This is a genomic window from Agarivorans albus (assembly GCF_019670105.1).
Classification (GTDB): Bacteria; Pseudomonadota; Gammaproteobacteria; order Enterobacterales; family Celerinatantimonadaceae; genus Agarivorans; species Agarivorans albus.
On sequence record NZ_AP023032.1, the window covers coordinates 3,456,969 to 3,482,404 of the forward strand.

Annotated in this window: 23 protein-coding genes; 13 read left to right on the forward strand and 10 right to left on the reverse strand. The window is 44.6% G+C overall.

Features of this window, described 5'->3' with window-relative positions:
* Positions 1-10 precede the first annotated feature (10 nt).
* Both K5620_RS15660 and K5620_RS15665 read left to right on the forward strand, forming a co-directional pair.
* Entirely contained in the window at positions 11-2,461 is a 2,451-nt protein-coding gene (locus tag K5620_RS15660; RefSeq protein WP_016403803.1) for an EAL domain-containing protein, read from the forward strand.
* Between the two features lie 89 nt (positions 2,462-2,550).
* On the forward strand, positions 2,551-3,321 hold the full coding sequence (locus tag K5620_RS15665) for a class I SAM-dependent methyltransferase (protein WP_016403804.1): 771 nt from the start codon (positions 2,551-2,553) through the stop codon (positions 3,319-3,321).
* 259 nt (positions 3,322-3,580) lie between these two features.
* Here K5620_RS15665 and K5620_RS15670 read toward each other — a convergent pair whose 3' ends face one another.
* Together K5620_RS15670 and K5620_RS15675 are read right to left on the reverse strand one after the other, a co-directional pair.
* Complete coding sequence (locus tag K5620_RS15670) at positions 3,581-6,565, reverse strand: ExeM/NucH family extracellular endonuclease (RefSeq protein WP_016403805.1); 2,985 nt, start codon at positions 6,563-6,565, stop codon at positions 3,581-3,583.
* Positions 6,566-6,856: 291 nt separating this feature from the next.
* On the reverse strand, positions 6,857-8,068 hold the full coding sequence (locus K5620_RS15675) for an MFS transporter (RefSeq protein WP_016403806.1): 1,212 nt from the start codon (positions 8,066-8,068) through the stop codon (positions 6,857-6,859).
* Positions 8,069-8,172: 104 nt separating this feature from the next.
* Between K5620_RS15675 and K5620_RS15680 the strand changes: the two genes are divergently transcribed.
* The 4 genes from K5620_RS15680 (at position 8,173) to K5620_RS15695 (ending at position 11,307) form a co-directional block, all read left to right on the forward strand.
* Positions 8,173-9,057: a LysR family transcriptional regulator gene (locus tag K5620_RS15680; RefSeq protein ID WP_016403807.1), complete on the forward strand. Its 885-nt coding sequence runs from the start codon at positions 8,173-8,175 to the stop codon at positions 9,055-9,057.
* A gap of 83 nt (positions 9,058-9,140) precedes the next feature.
* Positions 9,141-9,974 (forward strand): ion transporter, encoded by an 834-nt coding sequence (locus tag K5620_RS15685; RefSeq protein ID WP_016403808.1) that lies wholly within the window; start codon positions 9,141-9,143, stop codon positions 9,972-9,974.
* Between the two features lie 79 nt (positions 9,975-10,053).
* Entirely contained in the window at positions 10,054-10,761 is a 708-nt protein-coding gene (locus tag K5620_RS15690) for a glycerophosphodiester phosphodiesterase family protein (protein ID WP_016403809.1), read from the forward strand.
* Between the two features lie 48 nt (positions 10,762-10,809).
* On the forward strand, positions 10,810-11,307 hold the full coding sequence (locus K5620_RS15695; protein WP_016403810.1) for a TetR/AcrR family transcriptional regulator: 498 nt from the start codon (positions 10,810-10,812) through the stop codon (positions 11,305-11,307).
* Here the strand turns inward: K5620_RS15695 and K5620_RS15700 are convergent.
* Both K5620_RS15700 and K5620_RS15705 read right to left on the reverse strand, forming a co-directional pair.
* Positions 11,304-11,849 (reverse strand): GNAT family N-acetyltransferase, encoded by a 546-nt coding sequence (locus tag K5620_RS15700; RefSeq protein WP_016403811.1) that lies wholly within the window; start codon positions 11,847-11,849, stop codon positions 11,304-11,306. The genes K5620_RS15695 and K5620_RS15700 overlap by 4 nt on opposite strands.
* Before the next feature lie 9 nt (positions 11,850-11,858).
* Positions 11,859-12,203 (reverse strand): DUF2956 domain-containing protein, encoded by a 345-nt coding sequence (locus K5620_RS15705; protein ID WP_016403812.1) that lies wholly within the window; start codon positions 12,201-12,203, stop codon positions 11,859-11,861.
* Positions 12,204-12,374: 171 nt separating this feature from the next.
* Here K5620_RS15705 and K5620_RS15710 point away from each other — a divergent pair, with 171 nt between their 5' ends.
* Positions 12,375-13,595 (forward strand): uracil-xanthine permease family protein, encoded by a 1,221-nt coding sequence (locus K5620_RS15710; RefSeq protein WP_152781891.1) that lies wholly within the window; start codon positions 12,375-12,377, stop codon positions 13,593-13,595.
* 60 nt (positions 13,596-13,655) lie between these two features.
* Here the strand turns inward: K5620_RS15710 and K5620_RS15715 are convergent, their stop codons facing one another.
* The 5 genes from K5620_RS15715 to K5620_RS15735 all read right to left on the reverse strand — a co-directional run bounded on the left by K5620_RS15715 (position 13,656) and on the right by K5620_RS15735 (position 19,451).
* Positions 13,656-15,002 carry a DUF1501 domain-containing protein gene (locus K5620_RS15715; protein ID WP_016403815.1) on the reverse strand — a complete coding sequence of 449 codons (1,347 nt, stop codon included), beginning with the start codon at positions 15,000-15,002 and terminating at the stop codon, positions 13,656-13,658.
* Between the two features lie 9 nt (positions 15,003-15,011).
* Positions 15,012-16,901, reverse strand: a complete 1,890-nt coding sequence (locus tag K5620_RS15720) for a DUF1800 domain-containing protein (protein ID WP_246612294.1) — start codon at positions 16,899-16,901, stop codon at positions 15,012-15,014.
* A gap of 240 nt (positions 16,902-17,141) precedes the next feature.
* Positions 17,142-17,942 carry an aminoglycoside phosphotransferase family protein gene (locus K5620_RS15725; protein WP_016403818.1) on the reverse strand — a complete coding sequence of 267 codons (801 nt, stop codon included), beginning with the start codon at positions 17,940-17,942 and terminating at the stop codon, positions 17,142-17,144.
* Between the two features lie 11 nt (positions 17,943-17,953).
* A complete protein-coding gene (locus K5620_RS15730) occupies positions 17,954-18,640 on the reverse strand; it encodes a hypothetical protein (protein WP_016403819.1) in 687 nt (228 codons plus the stop codon).
* A gap of 217 nt (positions 18,641-18,857) precedes the next feature.
* Positions 18,858-19,451, reverse strand: coding sequence for a LysE family translocator (locus K5620_RS15735; protein ID WP_016403820.1), 594 nt, complete (start codon positions 19,449-19,451; stop codon positions 18,858-18,860).
* A 119-nt stretch (positions 19,452-19,570) separates the two neighbouring features.
* Between K5620_RS15735 and K5620_RS15740 the strand changes: the two genes are divergently transcribed.
* The 6 genes from K5620_RS15740 (at position 19,571) to K5620_RS15765 (ending at position 24,603) form a co-directional block, all read left to right on the forward strand.
* Complete coding sequence (locus K5620_RS15740) at positions 19,571-20,956, forward strand: aminotransferase-like domain-containing protein (RefSeq protein WP_221077398.1); 1,386 nt, start codon at positions 19,571-19,573, stop codon at positions 20,954-20,956.
* Positions 20,957-21,064: 108 nt separating this feature from the next.
* Positions 21,065-21,907 (forward strand): 23S rRNA (adenine(2030)-N(6))-methyltransferase RlmJ, encoded by an 843-nt coding sequence (locus K5620_RS15745; RefSeq protein WP_016403823.1) that lies wholly within the window; start codon positions 21,065-21,067, stop codon positions 21,905-21,907.
* 94 nt (positions 21,908-22,001) lie between these two features.
* On the forward strand, positions 22,002-22,457 hold the full coding sequence (locus K5620_RS15750; protein ID WP_040307658.1) for a hypothetical protein: 456 nt from the start codon (positions 22,002-22,004) through the stop codon (positions 22,455-22,457).
* Positions 22,458-22,741: 284 nt separating this feature from the next.
* Entirely contained in the window at positions 22,742-23,236 is a 495-nt protein-coding gene (locus K5620_RS15755; protein WP_221077399.1) for a DUF2798 domain-containing protein, read from the forward strand.
* Between the two features lie 69 nt (positions 23,237-23,305).
* On the forward strand, positions 23,306-23,620 hold the full coding sequence (locus K5620_RS15760) for a DUF3861 domain-containing protein (protein WP_016404072.1): 315 nt from the start codon (positions 23,306-23,308) through the stop codon (positions 23,618-23,620).
* Positions 23,621-23,757: 137 nt separating this feature from the next.
* Positions 23,758-24,603: an SDR family oxidoreductase gene (locus tag K5620_RS15765; protein WP_016404073.1), complete on the forward strand. Its 846-nt coding sequence runs from the start codon at positions 23,758-23,760 to the stop codon at positions 24,601-24,603.
* Here the strand turns inward: K5620_RS15765 and K5620_RS15770 are convergent.
* Positions 24,600-25,409, reverse strand: a complete 810-nt coding sequence (locus K5620_RS15770; RefSeq protein WP_016404074.1) for a phosphotransferase — start codon at positions 25,407-25,409, stop codon at positions 24,600-24,602. The two genes, K5620_RS15765 and K5620_RS15770, sit on opposite strands and share 4 nt — an antisense overlap.
* Positions 25,410-25,436: the final 27 nt, after the last annotated feature.

Here is a 25,436-nt window from a genome sequence, read left to right on the forward strand (position 1 = left end):
GGGGCGAATAATGGTCGTTGATGAATCTTCATTCCAAAAAGTTAAAGATTTTGCCCCACAGGCTTGGTCTATTAACTTACAAAACAACGACTTTACATGCCCTCATCAACTTATTGCGATGCTGGGTTACCCTAGCCAATCGGTGCTCACCCTTTCGCAGCTATTTGCAGCCTTTGAGAAAACCCAATTATCTTTACTTAAAAAGCATATTCGCCAAGTCATCGATACGGGTAAGCCAATTATTCAAACCGCTATATTAAATGCCTACCAACATCGCTACATTGCTGAGATTGTAATTAATCCCCTACCCAAAAATGACAAGGTGATTACTGGTACCATTGAGTTAAAACAGTATTTTCTTACCAAACAGCAAGAACTCGCATTTTTAAAACGGGTTTTTGCTCAAGCTCATGAAGGCTTAATGATTGCCGATATCAATCACACCATATTGATGGTGAACGAGGCAATGTGTAATAACACGGGCTACCCAGAACATGAATTGCTAGGCCAACCCGCATCGATACTTAAAAGTGGGCGCTATACCAAACCGTTTTATCAAAAACTGTGGGGCCACGTAGACGAGAAAAAAATTTGGACCGGCGAACTATTAGCAAAAACCAAACAAGGTGAGGTATACGCTCACGAAGCGCGCATTCAACGTATTGATCTACCTAATGAAGACCATGTTTATGTCTCATCTAGCCACCGCTTAGATACCTCTACCGATTTATGGGACGAAGACGATCCTAACGCCAACTCAAAAGTGCATGTACCAGACAAAAACGCATTTAATAAAAAGCTAAATGCCGACTACAAGCAGCTTAGCAATGAAGTAACCATAGTTGGCTTAGTATTTAGCGTTAGCCTTGCACAAGCCACCAGCACAATAACCCGCCAATGGTTGGTGGCGCAGCGCTTTAGTCAGCTAAGCCAACGAGGGCATTTAGGCATACTTAATGAAAAAATGTTTGCGGCTTATTGGGTTGTGCCCAAGCAAATGGAAGACATTGAACAAACCTTAAAAAGCGCCCTAGCTGCGCTAGAAGGCCACAATAGTTATGAAGATATTGGCCTGTCGGCTACCGTACATGGCGGAGCCTCGGTGTTACAGATAGATGCATCTTCTCCTTCGCAAATGTTAGCGCATGCTAGCCAAGCGCTAATTGCTAACAGCCAAGGCAACGATTCTTCCTTGTATTATTATGACCGGCGCTTGTCTAAGCGCTTTAACCGAAAAGCCACCTTGGCCACCTTGCTAAGACAAGCCCTAGCAGCCAATCAAGTAGAAGCCTATTACCAACCCATTGTTGCATTACCTGAGCTAAAAATAGTTAAATTTGAAGCGCTATGCCGAGTAAAGTTAGACACTAAACTCCCCTACAGTGTGCAAGAGCTAATCGAAATAGCAGAAGAATATAACTGGATTGATCAAATAGACGCCGCGGTTACCAAACAAGCCTTACACGATTTACCACTGCTGCAACGCCACTACCACGACAACAATATTGGCATGTCGATTAATCGCTCGGTAGTTAATGATAGGGTTTCCCATTGTTGCTTGGCAGATACCTTAAATATTTTTGAAGCCAGTGATATTGATTTAAGCCTAATCACTTTAGAGCTTACCGAATCGGCTTATTTTGACGACTCTTATTACCACTCTGAATGGTTAGATAAGCTTAAAGCACATAACATTGCCATTGCCTTAGATGATTTTGGCACAGGCTATTCGTCGTTCTCTTATCTGCGGCAAATTCCGGTAAACATTGTGAAAATTGATCGCTCGTTTGTATCTGGTTTAACCGAGGAATCTAACGAATTTTCGATGATCGACATGTTGTGCAAACTTACCCACAAAATGGGAGGTAAGGTTATCGCCGAAGGAGTAGAAACCCAACAAGAGCTCTACCTATTATCCAAGTTAAATGTCGATATGCTGCAAGGTTATATTTTTAGTAAACCACGTAGCCTAGAACAAACCTTAAGCTGCCATAACGACCCGGTTTATATGCCGCTGTCACAGCACTTATATCACGACAATATTGTGAACGCGCAAACCATAATGCGTCGTGACTTTCCCAAAATTGGCCCCGACCAAAAGCTCAGCGTGGCACTAGAAAAATTTGAACGGCATCAAACCAGACATTTATTGGTGATCGAACAAAGCCACTGCTTAGGTGTGCTGCAACAAAGTGATGTAAGCGCCGCCATTAGCCCGTATCTCAATACCAAAGGTGAACAAAACCGCGACCTAATGACCTTAAATAAACGCGTCCATCAGGTAATGAGTAAAGATTTTCTGCAAGTAAGTTTAGAGACTTCATTCGATCAGCTGTTTGAGCAATTTGTTAATCAACCCTACACCGTAGTAGCAGTAACCGGCCCCAACGGCGTGTGTTTAGGTTTAATATTGTTGGAAGACATGTTGCTAAAACACCGCGAGCACCAAAGCAGCCACTAAAACGTCTAGTTTTGTCAGCGAGTACTGCTTTAAGCACACGCTTTGCGGTAAACTTTTAGCCTAGTAATGATAATTGAGCAGTGGCCAACATGGACTATTTAGCGCTAAACAAAGCCGCTTGGGACAAACGTACCGAGCTTCACGTAGATTCTGATTTTTATGATGTAAATGGATTTCTCGCTGGGAACAGTTCGCTCAAGTCTATAGAGCGCGAGCTCATGGGCGATATTAATGGTAAAAAGCTGTTACACCTGCAATGCCATTTTGGCTTAGATAGCTTATCTTGGGCGCGCTTGGGCGCCGAGGTTACCGCTGTTGATCTTTCTAGTGAGGCGATTAAGCGCGCTGAAGAACTGGCAGAAAAAACAGGCTTAAAGGCCGAGTTTATTTGTAGCGATGTATATGCTTTTGGCGACACTAATCAAACCACTTATGACTGGGTATTTGTATCTTACGGCGCGCTATGTTGGCTACCCGACATCACTCGCTGGGCTCAAGTAATTGCAAACAGCTTAAAACCCGGCGGCAAGCTTTGTTTAGCTGAGTTTCATCCGGTTCATGATTTAGTCAGTGGTTATGGTTACTTTCACCGTGATGAAGCAGATTTAGATGAAGAAGGCACTTATACCGAAAACGACGATGGCGAAGAGAGCCCAATGCTAACCTGGGGGCATCCCTTATCTGATGTAGTAAATGCACTGATTCACGCTGGCTTAAACATTGAGCTGCTAAACGAATACGATTACAGCCCATATAATTGTTTTGAAGATTTAACCGAGCGCGCTGCCGGCGAGTTTGTTTATGAACACGAGCACTATAACTCGCCACTTGTTTACGCCATTGTTGCCAGCAAAAAGTAAGTAACCTAAGCTCAGGATAATAAACTGGTTTCTAACGGCTATTTTTACTTATTTCGGTGTTGAAGCTACTTGCAATAGACTAGCTATTGGCGCGCAGCTTCGTCTTGAACTAAGTAAAACTATCTCGCCAGAAACATGAAGCTAGATTAAGTACTGGCTAGCAGAGTTATCGTCACTTCCTTATCCCGAGTTCAGGTTAAGTATTAAAAACAACAAAGGCGAGCCATGCAGCTCGCCTTTTTTATTACAATGTTGGCTTTTAATCGTTGTCGCTAATGTTTACCCAAGTGCTGGTAATATTACCTAGTTGGGCAGGACGAGCCGAGAATAAGTAAACCTTAAAGCGTTCGTCACCTTCTTTGCGCTTATCATCAACGATTTTTGCGCTCACCGTTTTAACGCCACTTTCACCTTCACTCCATTGTACACGTTGGAAAAACGGCGCGCGGTAGTCAAACCAATTAGCAGACGATGGCAATACCAATACCCACGCACTAACAGTAGTGCTGGCTTCACCATTTAACACCAGCGGGATGGTAATGTTGCCAGCAGACTCAGCAACGTTCACTTGCTCAAACTGCATGGCAACACTTAATGGCGTGTTGTCTTCAATAATCAGCTCAACTTGCGGCGAGGCTAAACTGGCCGCGCCTTGCTCTATGCTTAACTGCAAATAGGCGCGCTCTGTTCCCTCTACTAGCTCGTCGGTGTGCGCAGCGATGTTTAGCTCTCGGCTGCTCATATCACCGTCAAGCCAAGTTAGTTCGCCACTTAGCAATGCTAAATCTTGCTCATTGGCAGAACCCACAACTACTTGGTATTTAAGCTCTACATCGCCAAAATCACCGGCTAAACGCTCTATCGTTAACGAGCCATTACTGCCTTCGGTAATGGTGAGTTCAGTCGCTGTGCTAATAGTGCCCGCGCTGCGCATATCTAAAGCAATGATGACTGGATCATGATCCGATGCGCGGTAAGCATGTGGCGCATAAAAGTTAGTAATTTGCGCATCAGACTTATACTCGGTGTTGTAATCTAAACCGGTTGGTTCGTCGGCATTAATATGCCAATCGGTGGCATCTAGCACTCTCGATGCTAAGGCTGAATCGGCCAAGGCGTGGTCTAAACTGCCTGCTTCTTCATCGTAGTAGTAGGAGTAACTGTTTGCTTCGAACAGTGGTACTAGGTTAGTAAAGCCAGCAGTTTCAAAGGCTAGCATTGGATCTTCTTTGGCATAGGCGTTAAAGTCTCCCAACAACAATACCTGTTGTTTTTCGGCAAAAAACTGGCTCAGTGTTTGCGCCGCTAAAGTGCGCTGACCATTACAATTGCCCTGTCCATCTCCCATGTCTGGGTCGCCTAGGGCATTACAGTTACTGCCTTTAGACTTAAAATGGTTAACTGCAACATAAAAACGTTCGCCGCCATCTACCATGCTGAATTGCTGCACTAAAGGAACACGGTGCTTAGCAGTAACGTCGTCAAAGGGATAGGCATTAATTAACTGCGCATCACCATAAACTTGCACAACACTTGGCTGGTAGATTAAACCTACCGTGATCATATCGTTGCCAATACGTTCACTTAAAGGCTTCACTACGGCGTAATGTTGTTGCTCGGGCAGCTGAACATTAACCGCATCAACTAAGTTTTGAATTGCGCTAGCCTCATCAAAACCGTTATTTTGCAGCTCCATTAAGCCTACAACGTTGGCATTCATAGCGACTAAGGCCGACACCAATTTAGCCCGCTGACGATCAAACTCTTCAGCAGTATCCGCACCACGAAAATCAGTAGCGTTGTCGATGTCTAAATCGGTAAAAAAGTTAAGCACGTTAAAGCTTGCAACAGTTAAGTTGCCCAGCTCGTCTAGTTCCGGCTCGGTGGTTCTTGGGTTTGCATCGATAAAGTTAGGTACTACCGTAGGCTGCACCCGAAACTGGCCGAAGCTGTAATTAATAACGCCTTCAACATTGCTCACTTGCGAACCAGCGCGCAGGCTGTTTAAGGCCGAGAAGTTGGGGAAGTAGGCTATATCATCGGGATTTTGCGAACTTAAACCATCATCCAATACCAAGCGGTTAAGCTGGTTAGCCAGGCTTAAAGCTTCGGCTTCTGGCGTGTTGGCTGGGTAAACCTGGGTAGACTTAAAGCGCTTACCCAAGGACAACACTGTTTCGCCATAACGATTAAAGGTGTAGGCAGGCGTGGCGTGCAAGGTTTGTGGCAGCACCACACGCATGCCTTCTAGGTGATATAGATCCGCATCCACCAAGGGTAAGTTTAAGCTGGTTGCGCTAGGCAGCGCTTCTTCGCCACACACAATTAAGCCGCTTACATCTTTAAGCTGATTACCACCACTATAAGTGGCTACAGTTGCTTTTACGCGTACTCGTTGGCCTAGCGAAACCTCATCTGCGTAGTGGTAAACAAAAATCCCTTCAGAAGTTTCAGGGTCTGCATCCCAGTTAGCATCGGCATGCTGTATAAAAAAGCCAGATAATTGATTGTTATTAGCATCGCCTTGGAAGTCACCCACTACAACAGCTTCAACCACCACCTCTTGGTCTAATAAATTGGCTGAGCGAATGCTATTAATTGCAGTGCTTGTATCACCACATTGGCCAATTTCTGAGATTGGAGGATCAATTGGCCCGCCATCATTATCACAAGCATCTTGGCCAATGCAGCCTAGGCCATCGACGGTGTTTGTTGCGTAGTTGAACCAGCGAGAAGAAATCACAAATTCTTGGCTGTTGTCGTTATCAGGGCTGCTTTCATCAAGGCGACGCAAGGTTTGATTTTGCGTTGAAGCGCCGCCATCGGTCCAGGTTTGACGCACGCCAATTTGACCAACGCGATCAAGCAATACATCGTTGGCAAACAAGCCAACTGCATCATCACCATTAAAGTTAACTACGCTTGACTCAATGCCCACACCCGGGGGAATTAGGGCATTATCGTTATTGCCAATCACCGCATTGCTGTTCACAAATACTAAGGTTTCGCCTGGCGCTAAACTGCCACTTAACGCTTGGGTATTGGTGGCAGTGTTTGCGCCGTTGGAAAACAAGCGCAGCTGATAATCACCAGCGCTTAGATCGACTGTTTGATCACCATAGTTCGCAATTTCAATTGCCTTATTAAAGCTACTACCTTCTATATATTCACTAATTAGTACATTCGCTTGCGCGCTAGTACCTAAGGCACATAGGCCCACTAACATAAAATTTCTGGGGTTCATATTACTCGTCCCTGAGACCATAAGATTGCCGCACACAGCGGCGCCATTAACTGGTCTAGCCTGACGAAACTTAATGACAAAAAAACATAAAAAAGACGAACAAAATGTGACAACTCAGTGACAGTTTTTTGAAGTTAAAGCTCTAAATTTGCCTTAAGCTGAGTGATTAAACACTTTTGTTGTCGCAGAATTAATGAAGAAATTTAGACTTCAAAAACTAAATATTGGCGCTAACAAATAGAAACGGCCACACCAGGCAAGGTTTAATAAAGTGGATGAACAGCGATAGCCTTACACCTTAGCAATCTTTAATTCGCCTTCGTCAGCATGCAGGTAACGCTGCGCCATAAATGCCACCGCCGACAGTGAGCAAACACTTACCAACACAATGCCCTGCCAGCCCCAAGCGGCAAAGAAGGGTTGCATTAATGCGCCGCCACTTGCCGCACCAATATAATAACTAATCGTATAAAGAGCTGATGCGCTGGCCTTAGCTTGAGTGGCATGTTGGTTTACCCACGCGCTGGCTTGAGCATGGCAGAAAAAGAAGCCCATTGAAGAGACCACCATTGCCAATAACAACATCCATAGCTCACCAAACAGACTTAATAAACTGGCGATAGTCATCACCAATAAACCCAGCACTATGCAACTTTTACCGCCGTAACGTTGCGCAATTCGCCCAGCCGAGCTGGCAGTAAATGTGCCGCCTAGGTAACTAAGAAACAATAACGACGTAAGGCTAGCAGGCAGCGAAAATGGCGCTTCGGCCAAAATAAAAGTGAGGTAAGAGAACTGGTTTATAAACACGCCAAAACCAATGCCTCCCACTAAGTAAGCACATACTAACTGTGGGTTGCGCATATGCCGTTTATAATTAGCGAGACTTTGACACAAGCGCCAGCGACCTAAGGTTTTAGCTTGTTCTGCTGGCAGTAGCATTACTACTGCTAACGCCATAAACAAGCTAAGCAAGGCAACTACCATAAACGACATCTGCCAAGAGCCCAGCAAATCGGCACTCCAGCCCCCAAGTAAACGCCCTCCAATTCCACCTAAAGAGTTGGCCGCGATAAAAATACCCACCGCTTTAATCAAGGCTTGCGGATCTAATTGCTCTGCTAAGTAAGCAATCACTACCGCAGGAACGCCAGCCAAACAAACACCCTGCAGAAAACGCAAAGCTACAATGGCATAAAACGATTGGGGATGCGCCAAGCCTATTAATAAACTTAAACAAGGGACTAAAGCGATAGAGAACAGCAGGATCTTGCGCCGCCCCACAGCATCAGATAAGGAGGCTAACAACAGTAAACCCAAAGCCATGCCTAACATGGCTGCCGATAACATAGCACTGGCGGCCAACGCCGATACCTGATACTCGCTGGCAAACATAGGCAACAACGGTTGCACCAAGTAAAGGTTAAAAAAGGTGACCAATGAAGCCGCAGACACTGCTGCGGTTACTTTCCAAAAGCCCTTACTGTTTTGCTGATACTGCATAGATAACTCAATCAATAGCGTTAAGTTAATGCTAAGCCTGCGCTACCAATAAATAAAATATATTAGTATTATCACTGTGATAACTTATATTTATGGAAGTGCAAATGGAACTGCGACAACTGCGACAATTTGTAACGGTAGTAGAGTTAGCTAGTTTTACCGCCGCGGCTAAACACTTGGGTATTGCTCAGCCAGCCATTAGCGCTGCCATAAAAAAGTTGGAACAGCAGCTCTCCATTCAATTACTACAACGCAATGAGCGTAAAGTAAGCTTAAGCGCCGAAGGCCAAATTCTTTACCAGCACGCAATACAATTGCTTAAACAAGCCGAAGACGCCGAACAAGCCATGCAATCCTTAGTAGGCTTAGAAAGCGGCACGGTAACCATTGGCATTCCTAGCATGATGGGTTCTTACTTCTTCCCGCCGTTACTCATGGGCTTTAAAAGCCTCTACCCACAACTAAATTTGTCGGTGATAGATGCAGGTACCGAATTGGTGAGAAAAAAACTACTGAGTGGCGAATTAGATTTAGGCATTGTAGTCACCCACGATGTACCAGCTGAGCTACATTGCGAACCAATTTACAAAGGAGAACTGCTAGCTTGTTGTAGCCAAGATAACCCGCTAAGCCAACAAGACAGTATTAGCCACCAAGAATTTTTAGACCATGAGTTGGTGCTATTTAGAGAGGGTTACTTTCACCACAAGGTGATTGAGCAAATAAGTCGTGAGCAGCAGCGAGTGCCACAGGTCTCTTTTCAAACCAACTTAATACCTTTGATTAAATCGATAGTGGCGCGAGATTTTGGCATCACCACCCTGCTTAGCATGGTGGTGCAACCGGGCGACTCGCTGCACTCATTAAGCTTTAATCCGCCGTTTTTTCTTGAACTAGGCTTAGCTTGGCGTCGCGACGCCTATATGTCCCGTGCCAACCAACGGTTCAAAGATTTTGTATTAGAGAACTGCAAACTGGCCGAGGCATAACCAAAAAACCAGAAAACCCAGCAACTACCATTGCGAATTTTTACCGATATACTTAAGCCAGAAACTTAATCAAGGATGAATGTGTGTCTAACGAAACAAGCAAACAAAGCCCAATGCAGCAGCGGCTTTATGAGATAATTTTTGGTTATAACTCAAAAGCCGGTAAACGTTTTGATCTGCTGTTAGTCGTCGCTATTATCTCCAGCGTAAGCGTGGTTATCTTAGATTCTGTCAGTGAGTTCGAGCAGCTCTACCATACTTGGTTTATCGCCTTAGAGGTGGTATTTACCTTGTTTTTCACCCTTGAATATATCGCTCGCTTGTACTGTTCTCCCCAGCCTAAAGAGTACGCCAAAAGCTTTTATGGCATTGTTGATTTACTGGCTATTCTACCTACCTATTTAGCGCTGCTTTACCCTGCTGCCCAAGTTATGCTGCTATTTCGTTTACTGCGTATATTGCGAATTTTGCGAGTGCTTAAGTTAGTGCGCTATATGAGTGAAGCCAACGTGCTACTGCGCGCCTTAATGCTGGCAAGGCGCAAGATTTTGGTGTTCTTATTCTGTATCTGCTTAATTACCACCATTTATGGTGCCTTAATGTACGCTATTGAAGGGCCCGAAAACGGCTTTACCAGTATTCCAAAGAGCATCTATTGGGCAATTGTTACCATTACCACCGTGGGTTATGGCGATATCTCCCCTGCCACACCATTAGGGCAAGCGCTGGCGGCCTTAGTCATGATAACCGGCTTTGCCATTATCACCGTACCAACCGGCATTGTAGGTGCAGAGCTAGTAAACGAGATGCGCAGAGAGCAGCGCGAACATCGTTGTTTACATTGTGAGCGCGCGGGTCACGACCATGATGCAGATTACTGTAAACACTGTGGCGCGAGTCTGTTAGAGGAATCATAAATTTGTATTGTTTGCCAATTATCCTACTAGGCTACACTGAACTAGCAAAACCTTAAAAGAATACCGAACAGGCAAGTTTATGGCAATAATAGTAGGGCATCGCGGCGCAGCAGGCAGCGCACCAGAAAACACTTTAGCAGGTTTAGACCGAGCTGCAGAGCTAGGTTTAAGCTGGGTTGAATTTGATACCTTTTTGGCAAGCGACCACCAAGCTATAGTATTCCACGATGAAAACTTAGACCGCTGCACCCACAGCAGCGGCAAAGTGGCTGAGCACAGCTTAGATCAGTTGCTAAGCATCGATGCAGGGGTTAAGTTTGCGCCAGAGTTTATTGGCCAACAAATCCCAAGCTTGCGCCAATATTTAATACACGCCAAACAATTAGGTTTGAAGCTAAATTTAGAGCTTAAGTATCACCAACAGCCCCGCCAACAGCTTGCCGAAGCGGTGCTAGAGGAGATTGAGCACTGTAATTTTCCCTTAAGCGATTTGCTGATATCCAGCTTCGATCACCAAATTTTGTTGTTTTTACATAAACATGCCAAGCAATTAGAGCTCGCCCAGCTTTATGAAGCCCCTCCAGAAAACTGGCGACAACAACTCGCAGACATTGATGCCGTTGCTTGCCATTGTAATTATCAAAAGCTGAGTGTCGCCCAAGCTAAACAAATCAAACTGGCGGGTTATCGTTTGTCTACATACACTGTAAATGAGCCCACCGAAATCACCGCATTGTTACCATGGTTGGATATGGTTATTAGTGACTTTCCTGAGCGATTTTTATAGTCCCTAGTGTGTGAAAAGTTTGCATACTTAATTCGCAGGAAGCGAGCCATGACGCCAGCAAACTTGTCACCTCAGCAGCAACTTAAAGAACGCATTCTCGATCAGGTATTGGCCTTTCTATTAGAGGGTGATTGGCAGCAAATTGAGATGAAGAACATCGCCAGCCAATGCGGTATTAGCGACGCAGAACTTAACGACTGCTTTCCTAACTTGCAATCGATAACTTCGGCGGTAAATAGCCGACTGACTCAAAACTTTATTCAACACCTAGATTTAAGTAGCCGAGAAAGCTTGCGCCTCACTTGGTTAGACAGTTTGGAGTCTCCACGTTTTCGGGCGATTGTGCATTTGTTTATTGATGCATCTCAGCAAAAAAGTGTGGCGTGGCGTTTAGCGAACGTTGGATGGAATCAGTTTACTAACCATGTGGCTAGCCATTTAGGTTATCAGGCCGTGAATCAAGATCTCCCCTGGCTGCTGGGGAAATCGATGCTGAAGTTTATTAACCAACGTGGTCGCACATCACTTAAAAGCGTAGATAGCTAACTTTGAGGTTGTAGTAGGTCATCGCCAATCAGTGAGTAAATTGCCGCATGGCAAGGCTTGCCGTAATCCAATACTCGTGCACGTGCTAAGCATTCAAACTGAGCGCCGGCCTTTTCAGCAACGCGGCGGCTAGCAAAATTTTCTTCAGCGATAACCAACTCTAGTCGGTTTAGCTGCAAAGCATTAAAGGCATAATCAGCCATTAAACGCACGGCTTCGGTGGCGATGCCTTTTCCGCTGGCGCTGTCTTTTATCCAATAACCCAAGTTGGCGGCGCGGTAATTCCATTCAATACGATTAATGGCAATAGCGCCCAAAAACTCCCCACCTTGGCTAGCAAATATGCCCATATCAAAGGCAATGTTCTTGGCAATCGCAGCTTGGCTTAGCGCTAACCAAGAGCGGCTTTCCTCTTCTGGGTAATCTTCTTCCATCCAATCTAGCCAACGACACCCGCTAATAGCCGTTTCGCGAACCGCCGCGGCATGGGCAACAGCATCGCTTGGTAGATAAGGGCGAATAAGTACGTGCTTGCCTCGCATGTTTAGCTCCTAGGCTGGCGAATTACTATAAACATAGGCTGCAAAACCTATCCACGACAAACCTAGCAGTACCCAAGGCAAATACTGCGGCTTGTTCGAGCCTGCAGATTGTTGGCTTTCCTGTGCATCAACTTGCTTATCACTTTGCTGGCGAGCTTGTTTTTTACGTGCTTTATCGGCTTCGCGCATTTTAGCTTTATGCTGCTTTTTGTATTGCTCAATTCCTTTTTGAATACCTGCCGATATTAATTTGGTTTGCTCTTTAGTTTGACCCGGCCGCTGATTAGCTTTTGTTATCGCATCTGCCGTTGCTACCGTTTCATCTGAGATTTTTTGTTTCTGCTGCTTTGCCACATTACCTCCTAGCGTAGAGTATTACTTTGAACTATCCCGCTACATAAGTCTAAAAGAACACGCAACTATAATAAAACAAAGACTTTTTTAAAGAGTAACTACCTTGATCATTTTTTTATAACAGCCTTCGGATTACACTAAGCAAATTTTTTTGTTCAGGGAGAATGACGGATGAACACCCCACTACTTGGGGCACAAATGTTACTTGTTGCATTTGGCGCTACCACCTTAGTACCACTATTAACCGGAATAAGCCCCAACCTTGCGCTGTTGGGTGCGGGCATTGGTACCTTAATCTTTCAGTTTTGCACCAAGCGACAAATTCCTATTTTCCTAGGAAGTTCATTCGCCTTTATTGGTCCAATTATTTTGGGCACCCAACAATTTGGCTTACCCGCTACTTTAAGTGGCCTAATGGCTGCAGGCTTAATGTTCATTATTATTAGTGCCGTGGTAAAAGTACGTGGCGTTAAAGTGATTGAGCGCTTTTTACCTCCGGTAGTGGTTGGCCCTGTAATTATGGTAATTGGCTTAGGTTTAGCGCCAGTTGCGGTAAACATGGCACTGGGTAAAACTGGTGATGGCTCAGCGGTTTTGGTAGAACAAGACATCGCATTGCTTATCTCTTTAGCGGCCTTGTTCACCACCATTGTGGTATCTATTTTTGCCAAAGGCATGCTTAAACTCATGCCAATTATTAGCGGCGTGGTGGTAGGTTATGTTCTGAGCTTATTCTTTGGCTTAGTAGATTTTACTTCTGTAAGCCAAGCCGCTTGGTTTGCGATTCCAGAGTTTGTAACACCAGAGTTTAACTGGCAGGCCATCTTATTCATCGCTCCAATCGGCTTAATTGTTACCATTGAGCACTTTGGTGACATACTGGCAATCTCCAATGTGACTGGCAAAAACTTCGTAGAAAAGCCTGGTATTCACCGCTCATTATTGGGTGACGGTTTAGCCACTATGACAGCTGCCAGCTTTGGTGCGCCGCCAGTAGTAAGTTACGGCGAAGTGACTGGCGCGGTGAGCCTACTTAAAACCTACAACCCAGTGATTATGACTTGGGCTGCAGTATTTGCCATTGGCCTAGCTTTTGTGGGTAAAACCGGTGCCTTGTTATTGTCGATTCCGGTACCGGTAATGGGCGGCATTATGTGTTTGTTATTTGGTGCTATTGCTGCCATTGGTTTAAATACCTTAATTAGCAAACAAGTTGATCTCTCTATTCCACGCAACTTGGTGATTGTATCTGTAACCCTGGTATTTGGTATTGGCGGCATGGCCGTTGGCGTAGGCGAGTTCACCCTTAAAGGTGTTGGGCTATGTGGCATTGTAGCTATTATTCTTAACTTGGTATTACCTCAAGAAGAGAAAGCAACAGAGGCTAAATAAGCTCACACACAAACTAAAAGGCCAGCTTTAAGCTGGCCTTTTAGTTACTTATTTAAACCCTTAGCTAAACATCGATAAATGGCTTTGGTTAAAGTTGCTAAGGCTTGGGAATAACTCAAGCACCTCACTATCACTTAAACCAAACCAACGGGCTAAACTGGCAAAATATTGCTCATTGGCCACTTGTGGGATCATTCGACCGCCGCCCACATCATAAGCGCTGTCTAAGGCTTGCTCGATAACCGAGCCATAAATCTCGCCACCATTTACCGCGCCGCCCATCACAAGTTGATTGCCAGCCCAGCCATGATCAGTGCCGTCGCCATTAGAACTTAGGGTTCTGCCAAAATCTGACATGGTGAAAGTAGTCACTTGATTAGATAAACCTAAGCTCGTCATCGCGCTGTCAAACTCAGCCATGGCTTGAGAAAGCTGCTGCAATAAAGCCGGGTGATTAACATTTTGATCATCGTGAGTATCAAAACCGCCCATGCCTACAAAATAAACTTGTCGCCCTACCCCAAACTGCGATTGCACAGATAAGGTTTTGGCAACGGCAAGTAATTGCTTAGACAAATTGCTATCACCAAATACATCGGTGAACTCCTCAGCACTGCCAAGCGCTTCGTTTAGCTGTTCGGTATTGCTAATCGAGGTGTCTAATTTATCACTGTAGCTTTTTGCCAAGGGGTGGCTAGCGCGGCTAAACATTTGCTCTAGCTGTTGCCTAAAATCTTGAGTACGTTGCGAAGTACTGTTGTAAGCATTCACTCGGGTAATACCCGATTTATTCATGGCAAAAGGAATCGCATTTGGGCCAGTTTGCCACAGGTTATTTCCAGATAAAGATATGTTTGAACCAAAGCTGTCATGTTGATTGAGCAGCTCTAAAATGCGCCCGCCCCAACCATAATTAATGCTTTCTTTTTCTCGACCTTGCATCCACGTAGCTTGCTGGTCGTTATGTGAAAACAGGTTGTTAGGTATAGCAGCACTTTTGGCTTTGTACTGCTCCAGGGTAATAGGAGCAACTAAACTCCCTACGCCAGAAACTACAGCAAGTTTTTGATTGTTAAACAAAGGTGCAATGGGTGATAACGCAGGGTTTAAACCAATTCCCCCATCTACCGCGGTAACCGGGTCAATTGCAATCGCATCACTCACCGCCAGGTTTTGGCGACTGTTTAAGTAAGCCGCTAAAGGATCACCTTGCTGAGGAATTAGCATATTGAAAGAGTCGTTGCCGCCTTTCAAAAAAATACATACTAAGGCTTTAAATCCATCGGCGCTGGCCGCGGGTGTCGCCAAACTTGTCATCGCTTTTAATTGCATACTACTGAGCGCCGCCATCGACACCCCACCTTTTAAGCACAGCGATAAAAACTCTCGCCTGTTTTTATAAGTCATCTCAGGCTCCTAAAGCTGAACTATGTAGTCGGGAGACACCGACACGGTAAACAACAAAAACGCAACTTGCTGATAAGGGGTCCAACTCGACCAAATATCTTGCACTTCGCGCAGAGTTTGGCGCTGGTCACTGCTCATGCTGCCGCTATAAAACAAAGTATCGTAGTAATCGAGCAACGCGTCTAAACCCTGTTGCTCAAGAATATCCACGTGAGCTTGCAGGCTCAGCATAATGCGTTTATCACTTGGCTCAGAAATCAGCTCTTTTATGTTCCATAGAAAGCCGCTGTACTGGTTATTGAACTGACCAATTAATGCCGCGTCATTAGCGATTTGTAACTCCGGTGCAACAATATCTAGCTCCAACAAATCGGCGGGTTGATAATCTGGTCTAAAGAAATTGAATACCGATGGCGATCCCAGCGGGGTTTGTCCGTGGCTATCGTTTAGCGACCAAGTGAAGTACCAATTAGCAGGGCTAGCGGCATCTAGTTCACGCCAGAACTGAACGGTTCGTAATAAAGGCTCGCGAATTTTTCCGTAGTAACTTATTACACCTGAGTTTTGCCTGGCTTCATCATCAAGCAAAATAGCGCTTACTACAGCCGCTAAATCACCGCGCTCTCCACTGCCATTGTCATCAAATACATTGGCTACACGCTCTACGTATTGTGGCGTTGGGTTAGAGGTCACTAAACGTTGAATAAGCTGCTTAGAGATAAATGGCGCAACATTAGGGTGCTCAAAAAGATTATCTAGTGCATCATGCATGTCATCTTCAGCGGTTTGCCCACCTGCTAGCACCACACCATTTAACAAGGTTTTGTCTTTTTGTGAATGATAATCTGGGTAAGCTTCCATAGGGATAGTGAAATTGCGGCTTGGTCGCTTCCAACGGGCGCTTGCACCAAAGGTCCAACCGGTGAAAACTCTCGCAAAACCTTCAATTTCCTCTTGCCCATAAGTGGCAATGGTATTGCCTTCACCATCACGTTTAACGCTACCATCTTGATTCAGCTCAGCTAAACCAATGGTAAATAACTGCATCACTTCTCGGGCGTAGTTTTCATCTGGGCGAATATTAAGTTCTTCGTCAGCTTTTTCGTTGCCTAAATGGCTTAAATAAGTGCCCATTACTGGTGATAAGGTTACGTCTTCCAACAGCTCACGAAAATTACCAAAGGCATGGGTCAGCAAAATATCTTGATAATGTGCCATGCCTTCGGGCTCGCCGCGCAGGGCATTGTTGCTATCAGACACAACAAAAATCTCACTTAAAGCAAAAGCTACCCGCTGTCGCAGCTGGTCAGGAGCATTAAGAGAGGCCTTCCACCATGCATCAATTCGGTTAATTTGGTTTGGCTCTTCACGGTCTGGGTAATTAGCCACTAGAGGTAAGTGCTTGGTTATTGGCAACTGCATTTGCTCTGCTAACCACTCTTGCTCGCTAATACCTGTTGCCTCGTCAATTTCGCTACCTTTAGGTCCTAAAGTAGCTTGATGCAGCAATCGCGCGGCTTGAGAGCTGCTCATTGCATTTTGCACCTCAAAACTCAAACGCTGGCGAGTCACTTGATCTTGGTCGTTAGTAATAGCAACTTCAAAAGTGTAAGTATCAGCGCTAAGGCTGGAGTTGTTATCTGGAACAATTTCCAACTCTAAGCTATCGCTTTGAACAAAGTTAATGCTAGGGCCTGATACTTGGCGCCATTCAACTTTACTAATGGTGCCTAAACCAGTTGCTTTCGCTCTTAGGCTTACAGGTTGCCCCTTGCGGGCGGTTTCAGTTAGCTCTACTTCTACATTGGGCTCTTGAGGCTCTGCCGGTCCGGACTCTGAGCCCCCGCCACCACAAGCAAACAATGACAAAAGCAAAGCAATACTAATTAGACTTCGCATTAACACGTCCATGTTATTAACAATTAAAAAAATAAAGTGTCCAGAAATCGCACATGCAAATCAACAACTTACTAACATCTGGTTTTCATCACCTGTTAGCGCTACTTTACACCAACAATATGATTAATAAGCGCACAAGCCCCGCACTTTGCCCAAACTAGTCTAAGGCGTGCTTAAAATAAGGGGAGGAAGCAATCGTTCAAAGAGGAACTTTTCCAATAACTTAGCCCAGCTTAAGGGCTAAATTAAACCTTGCTGCGCAATTGCCAAGGTTTGCTCGAAGCTAGATCCAGCCAGCTTCTCTGATAATCGGCCTATAGCAACTAACGGGAGCCAAAGCGCTAGCTGCAGTTCATCACGCTTGCTTAGCTGAAAATAATGCCGTTTGTAAGCCGCTACAAATTGCTGCTTTAGTTCAACATAAGCCTGTTGCTCAAAGCTATCTGCCGTGATCAGACTGGTAGCAATTAGCAACTCAGTACGGGCGACATCAGCTAGAGCAGGACCTTGAGTGGCATCTACCCAATCAATCACCATCAAGCCCTGATCAGATAGAATGACGTTAGCAGGGTGAAGATCGCCATGGCAGAGCATGTTTTCCTGCGGGTAAGTTTCTAGTTTCACCAAAGCCTGTTGTCGCAAACCATGATCAACATTTGCGCGGTTTATTTTATCGCTAAGGCGCTGCTGGCTTAGCGGCAATGGACTAGCATCGTATTGATGAATAGTGGCATGTAGGCTCGCAAACTCGCAGGCCAAATGAGGAGCTTCTTTAGGATGTTGCTGTAAATAAGCGGCCAAACTTGGCCCTTCACAACGCTCAAATACAAGCCCTTGGCGCGTGCCTAACCCTAGCAAATCGATGGGCTTAGGAGTGGGTATCCCTAGTAGATAAGCAAACTTGGCCTTGTTAAACTCATTTTCGGCTTCGTCTGGTGGATAGCCATCAAAATACAGTTTTAGTACCTGTTTGTTTGATAAGGCAAATACCTCAGCGGTGTTACCACTGGCGATTTTTTTGAGGCGTTTTAGTGTAAGCACCTTTCCTCACACTATGCGGTTAGTTGTTCAAGCCTTAGTCGGCAAGATTTATTTCGTGAATACAACAGCATAAACATACAACAGCTTAACAGCCCTAAACTTAATGGTTCAGACACTTTAATCACATTAAACGTGAGCTCGTAACTTACTCTTTCTTGGCCTATGTATTCGTGCCAGCCAGGAAACACCATTGCGGTTTTACCACTGGCAGTAAGATGTAGAGCTTGGTCGTTAACCGTAACCAAACTTAAATCACTCAACTCAGCTTGTCGCACATCAAATATGTCCACCCAAATGTCATCAATTGTGAATCGAGAAACAAAATGAGTATGCCCATAAACTAAGGCTTCACTGGCTAAAATGGAAAAGCTTACCGATTGAATTTTGTGCTGTTCTTGAAGCTCCAACCACAGATCTAAGATATCGCTATCGTCATAAGCGAGGCTGGCATAGTCAAACCCCTCTGGGCGCAATCTACCGTAACCAATAAATTCTAAATAATCATCATAGGCTGCATCCAGTTTTCTAAGAGGTGAGGTGGTAAACGTGCCTTTTATGGTATTTAAGCCCTTTTTTAGCGTTAAACTAGTGGGGTTCTGTAAGCTAAAATGACCATCAATAGCTTCATCGTAATGCAATACACCCGCCTGTATTGGTGCTACAACAAGCAGCATTAACAGCCCAAACAAACATTTCATCGTAACTTCCTTGTTGTTCGAAAGCTTATGCCTAGGCACTAACTCTTCGACTTAGTTAATTAGTGCCTAATTGCTATGCACCATTGTTGGCTTATAGATAAAAACCATATCAACTATTTACATAATTATTATTAATCAAGATCAATAATACTTATCTGAATCAAACAACAAGGAATAAAGGCAGTTCTAAGCAATAAGCTAAGCACCGCTTAATAACTTACACCCACAGCAACACAACACAGCCAGCCGTTAAAAATGACATGGTGATATTAAAACGCTGCCGAGCAATAGGTGCACTTAACCAACGGGCAATAAACTTTCCAAAGCTCACCCAAATTGAACCAGTAACCGGATTCACCAAGAAAAACGTAAGAACTAAAGCCCAAATAGACTCCCAGTAAGCTTCTCCCGGTAAGGCAAAACTTGCCACGGCCGAAGAGGTCATCATCCACGCTTTAGGGTTTAAGTATTGAAAACCAAGTGACTCAAAAAAACTCAGCGGTTTTGCCATCTGCTGCTTAGCTAGCTGACTTTGACGCAAAATACGCAAAGCCAAATACAGCAAATAAGCACTTCCTAATATTTTTAAGGTCCATTGCAAGCTTGGATACTGCTGAAATACCCAGCTAAGCCCTAAACCCATTAATAAGATCATCGTGGCAATGCCAGTGGGTATACCTGCCATTTGCGGCACACTGCGCTTATAGCCAAAATTAGCACCCGAAAATGTTAACAGCATATTGTTGGGCCCAGGAGTACCTGCCATTACAAAAGCAAATAACACCATCGATGAAAACAACGCGATATCCATACCGTCCTCCCAAATCAAAATTGTATCGATACAATCAACCTAAATGATTAAAAAATCGTAGTTAACTCTCATTAGTCACGCTAATATAGCGGTAACAAGAGATCAAAAGGTTTATTGTCATGATGACAATTTGGCAAGACTTAGATAGTAGCAATAACAAAGCGACTCAAATTGTTGAACAGATCCGCCTTCATATTGAGCAACAGCAACTTAAACCTGGCGAGAAATTACCGCCTCAGCGACAACTGGCAGAGCGCCTCGCTGTTACAGTAGGTACAATTAGCCGCGCCTACGCCCAAGCAGAACTGCAAGGTTTAATTGAATCGAAAACCGGCAGTGGCAGTTATGTAAAAAGCCCAACCAATTATCAGCAGCAATGGGGAAGCTTAAAGGGCAATAATCAGCATATTGAGCTTTGGCAAAACACCGCCTTTACCCAAGCGCGGGCGCAGCAGTTGGTGCCCTTGCTGCAAAGCTATGCTCAAGCTGGAGAGCAGCTCGATCAGTTATTAGACAATGACCACAGCCAAAACTTAGTGGCGCAGCGCGAATCGGTGTGTGCTTGGCTTAATCAGAGCAGCAGTTGCTTTAAACCTGAACAACTTTTTTTTAGTTATGGTGCCCAGCATGGATTAAATCTATGTTTAATCGCCCTTGAGTTAGTCGGTGAACGGGTAATTTGCGAGGCCTTGTGTTATCCCGGCTTAATCACCCTTGCTAAACAATTAAAGATAGAGCTAAAAGGTGTTGCTTTAGATGAACAAGGCATTTGCCCAGATAGCCTGCTAAGCCATATCGAAAAGTATCATCCCAAAGCTTTATACCTTACGCCAACCCTGCAAAATCCGACTACCGCAATAATGTCTGAAGCCCGACGTCAGCAAATAATCGATATTTGTCGTGCGCATCAGGTGATTATTATTGAAGATGATGTATGTGGCTTACTGCCCGACCAACGGCCACCAGCCATGGTTGAAATGGCGCCGCAACAAGTTATTTACTTAAACAGTTTCTCTAAAGGTGCTTTTAAAGGGCTTAGGTTTGCCTACTTACACACGCCGGCTCACTTGCAAACCGCCTTTAATAGCGCCATAAGGGGCAGTGTTTGGAATATTAGTCCTTTACTGGTTGATGTGGCAATTCAGTGGATACAAGCCGGTTTTGCCGATAAAGCCCTAATAGAGCAACGGCGCTTAATTGGCCAACGGGCCCAGCTACTTCACCACCATATGGCAGGTATGGATTATAGTTACCAAGAAGGCGGTTTACATTGCTGGCTGCGCTTACCCGCTAACTGGCGCTGCAGCCAGTTTGTTGCTGCAGCACAGCAACACGGTGTAGAGGTCGCTTCTGCAGAGCATTTTGTGGTAGATAATCAAGCTAGCCCTAACGCAGTGCGTTTATCTTTAGGACAAGCAGAATCAAATCAACAGCTCGATCAAGGCTTAGCAATTTTAGCTAAACTGCTCAAAGCCACACCCGAGCCCAAACGGCAACTATTCTAAGCGACTAAACACCGATAAACTTGCATCTGCGCTAGTCTCTACCTAGACTAGCGCAATATTGCCAGCCTTGGCTGAGCCCTCATATTTCTTCAATGTCGAGACAACACTTTGTTAAGCTATCGCCACTCTTATCATGCAGGCAACTTTGCCGATGTACTTAAACACTTAGTGCAGCAACGCATCATTTCTTACCTTACTCAAAAAGATAAACCCTTGTGTTACATCGACACCCACGCAGGCGCTGGGGCGTATAGCCTTAATAGCCCAGAAGCTAAGAAAAAGAGTGAGTACGAAAACGGCGTAGGTAAACTTTGGGATGCTGAAGACTTGCCCGAGTTAGTTAAAAACTACCTAAAACTAGTTAATCAAATTCATCCAGAAAAAACTCGTCAGCACTACCCCGGTTCACCGTGGATAGCCAAAATGATGCTACGCCGTGAAGATCGCTTATTTTTGCACGAGTTGCACCCAAGTGAACAAGCGCCGTTAAACAGTTTATTCCAGCGTGACCGCCGCGCCAAAATTAGACAAGAAAATGGTCATCAAAGCCTTATCGGATTAATGCCACCCAAAGAGCGCCGTGGCTTAGTATTAATTGATCCATCTTACGAAGTTAAAGACGAATACCAAACGGTGGTTAAAACCTTAAAAGAGGCTCATAAACGCTTTGCCTCTGGTACTTATGCACTTTGGTATCCAGTGGTAGACCGCCACCGCATCGACAAACTAGAAAAGCAGCTGATCAACAGCGGCATTAGCAATATTCAATTGTTTGAATTAGGTATTCGCCACGACAGTGAAGAGTTTGGCATGACCGCCAGCGGCATGATCGTCATTAACCCACCGTGGACCTTGATGAAAGAAATGCAAGAAGTACTGCCCTATTTAGCAGAAACCTTAGGCGAAGAAGGCGAAGGTAATTGGCGCGCCGAAGTACTGGTAGAAGAGTAAGCTAACACATCCAACTGGCGCACTTTGCGACAGTTTTCTGAACCTAAATTATCTTTTTACCTAGTGCAATTGTATAAAGCCGTGGAATTGATTTTTGAAGAATATATCAAGAGACATTAAGGATCAGGCCTTAAAAGCTGGAAGAAGAAATACTCAAGCAGTTTTTAGGTATTGGGGACTTAAAGCTAGCCTTCCTACTTTTGGCATGTTGCTTTCGTCGATCTTCGGACTCTCACCTTATTCAGCTGCCACACTTCTGACACTTAGCCTATTACTTGTATGGTGTGCGAGAAAATCAAAATCAAAGCTCTTATATCAAGCGTATCATGTTGCGGCTTTTTTCTGCGGCACCTTATTTCAAACTGTACAACCCGACTTTAGCCTTTTGGACTGCTCCTTAATGACAGGCATATATATGTGGCTCAGTTACGACCACCTAAAACGTGAAACTCGAATTTCGTGGATAGGGATCGTCCGCACGACCATAAGAGATGAATTGCAACAAGAAGAATATAAAGAGCTGAACCGTCGATTAGGATTAAAACCCTAAAATAGTTTATTCAATTCGTGAAACAACCAAGCCACTGTGCTCTTTACACTTATTTATGCATGAAGCTATGACTTAAGTGCTCAACCTGTCGCTTCTTGTGCAGCTACCGTTAACCATAACCCTCTAAAACCGCCTAAACTTCTAAGTCCCACTCTGGGCCAATACCTCCTGCTGAATGACCCTTTGTTGCTAAGCCATACAAATTAAGCCCAACCAATGGTTGACAAAATCAACCACTTTAAATATAGTTGATATATTCAACTAACTTTACTCTGGAAAAAGCCTTGAATGCACATATGAATCCTGCGCTAACTGCAGAACTTCAACCCAAAAGCCCTCCTTTGTTTCAAAAGGTATTGCTAGTAATGGCAATGATGACAGCGATGGGAGACTCGTTAACTGGCGTAATGACTTACCTAAACCTAGGTTATAGCCCGTTATTTTTTGGCCAATGGCTATCAGCGTTTCTGTTAGCCGCTAGCACGATTATGCCTATCGGTTTCCTGCTGATGGCTGCAAGCAACAAAGCTGCTGAGAAATGCTTACCTAAGATGCAAATACAGCAACGCAATATTGTGGTGGGTGTGGTAATGGCTGTAATTATGGAGTCAGGGCTGGCCTTTAGCACCACGCTAAACAACCTAGGTGTAAGTAATGGCGCTGACTTTTTAGCGAGTTGGTTACAAACACTATTAACAGCATTGCCCTTTGCACTGGTGTTAATTATCACCGTTTCATTAACCATAAAACCAAGAGTGGAACGCTTTTTAAAAAGCTAACAGCCAGACTCCGGTTGCCATCCGCAGACCGCTATTTGAACAAGCTAAACTAACAAAATAGGAAACAATATGATGTCTACATTAAGAAAAGATAAACACTACCAAATCACTATTGAAGAATTAGCTAGCGATCAACAAACCGCTAGAACCTTGCAGTTTAACTACCTAGACCGAGAAGACTTATTCAAGGCGGTAGAGCAAATAACTAAAGGTAGCTCGCTGGCAAATAATGATGCGAAAAGACTGGCAGTATCGTTGCGTTTATTAGGTCCGTTATTGATGCAAAACCGAAAACACTCTCTATTCGCTGAGTTTTTTCCACACTTTAAAACCTTTATGCAGCAACTTAAATCAACGGTAAAACAAGCCAATAATGCTCACTAGTTGCCATTAGCCATTGCCTAGCGGAAATCTCGTTAAACTATAAATATCTTTTGGTTGCGCGAGTTAAACCAGCAGCTTTTAAATTCTCATCTAGAATTTTTCTAAGCGTCGAGCCATAGCCTACAGAGAGACAAACCATGAAAATAGCCGTAACAGCAGCCAGCGGACAACTTGGAGCCGCCATTGTAAAAGCCACTGTAGCTTTAACATCCAAGCAAGATGTGATTGCCCTGGCACGCACCCCAAGCAAAGCTGAGCATTTAGGCGTAGAGGTTCGCGCAGGAGACTACAATCAACCTGAACAACTGGAGCAATCTCTGCAATCTGTAGACGTATTACTGTTGGTGTCTGGCATGGACGCCCCGGATAAACGCATTGGCCAACACCGCAATGTAATTAATGCTGCAAAAAAAGCGGGCGTGCAAAAAATTGTCTATACCAGTGTGCAAGGCGCTGAAGAAAACACCGCGTTTTCTCCTGTAATTCAAAGCAACCGCCAAACCGAGCAAGACCTAAAAGACAGTGGCTTAGCATGGGTTATTGGGCGCAACGGCATCTACATAGAACCAGATATTGAATACATCGAGAATTACAAAAAGGCTGGCACAATAACTAACTGCGCAGGCGATGGAAAATGTGGTTACACAAGCCGTGGCGAGCTAGGTTACGCCTACGCAAAAATGCTAAGCGAAGACAAACATAGTGGGCAAACTTACAATTTACACGGACAATCGCTAACGCAGTACCAGCTGGCCGATTATTTAAACCAAGCCTTTGATACCGATTTAAACTATCAGCCAATGAACGTTGAAGACTACCGGAAAGACCGCATTGAAGAACTCGGCGATTTTATCGGAACCGTTATTGCAGGCATCTATCAAGGCATCGCCGAAGGAAAATCGGATAATCCTAGTCATTATGCGCAAGCAGCAGGTAGAGAACACATCAGCTGGCAAGATTATTTTAATAAGTTAAAGCGTTAAACGTGAGCGAGTAACCAGCGCTCTGAGCGCTGATTTAACCCAGCTAAACTGGGTTGATATTGCCAGTACCAAGCCAGATCTAGTAGCTCAACAGCTGCTTCTAACAACGTGAATTCAGCTTCGCTTAATTGAGAGGCGAGCACTAAATCTTGGCGCTGCTGCCTGCTTACTGGGCAACGTACCGCAACACTGGCAGCATCCCAGCCTTGCATAGAGCTGGCAGCATATTCCCAATCCAATACAAACAATTGCTGCTTAGGGCTAAGTAGCAGGTTGTCTAAATGTAGATCATGATGATTAAAGGCGAGACCACTTGGCCAAAGCTGCTCCTTGAGCCATGCCAAAGCGAGTTGCCGAAAACGCTTCGCTTGAGCTGCGGTAATATCTCCCACATAACGGCTTAGGTAGTGGACCATATCAAATTTTGGTAAGCCTTCGCCTAAACGCGGCAAGCTAATGATTATCGACAATAGCTGTTGCCAAAGCGCGTCAGAAAAACTACTTAAGTCACTAAGTACTTCACCAGATTGGTAACGATAGAGTAGAAACTGCCCCTTAAAACTTAGCGGGTGCAAATCAATAATCCACGCTTGTCCTTTAAGCTGTTGTAATACTTCTCTTTCGCGTTGATAATCCAAGCCATAACAAGGCTGTTGTTGATTGAGTCGCAGTACTAAGCGTTCGTGTTCGGTTGTTAATAACCAAGAATGCTGATGTCCCCCCGCAAAACGGTCTACTGTTAGAATGTTGCCCAAATGCTGTTGTAAATACGTGGCTATCGATTCTGGCAGTGGAGAGTTAGGCAAGGTGACGTCCGGCGGTGGTCTTAAATC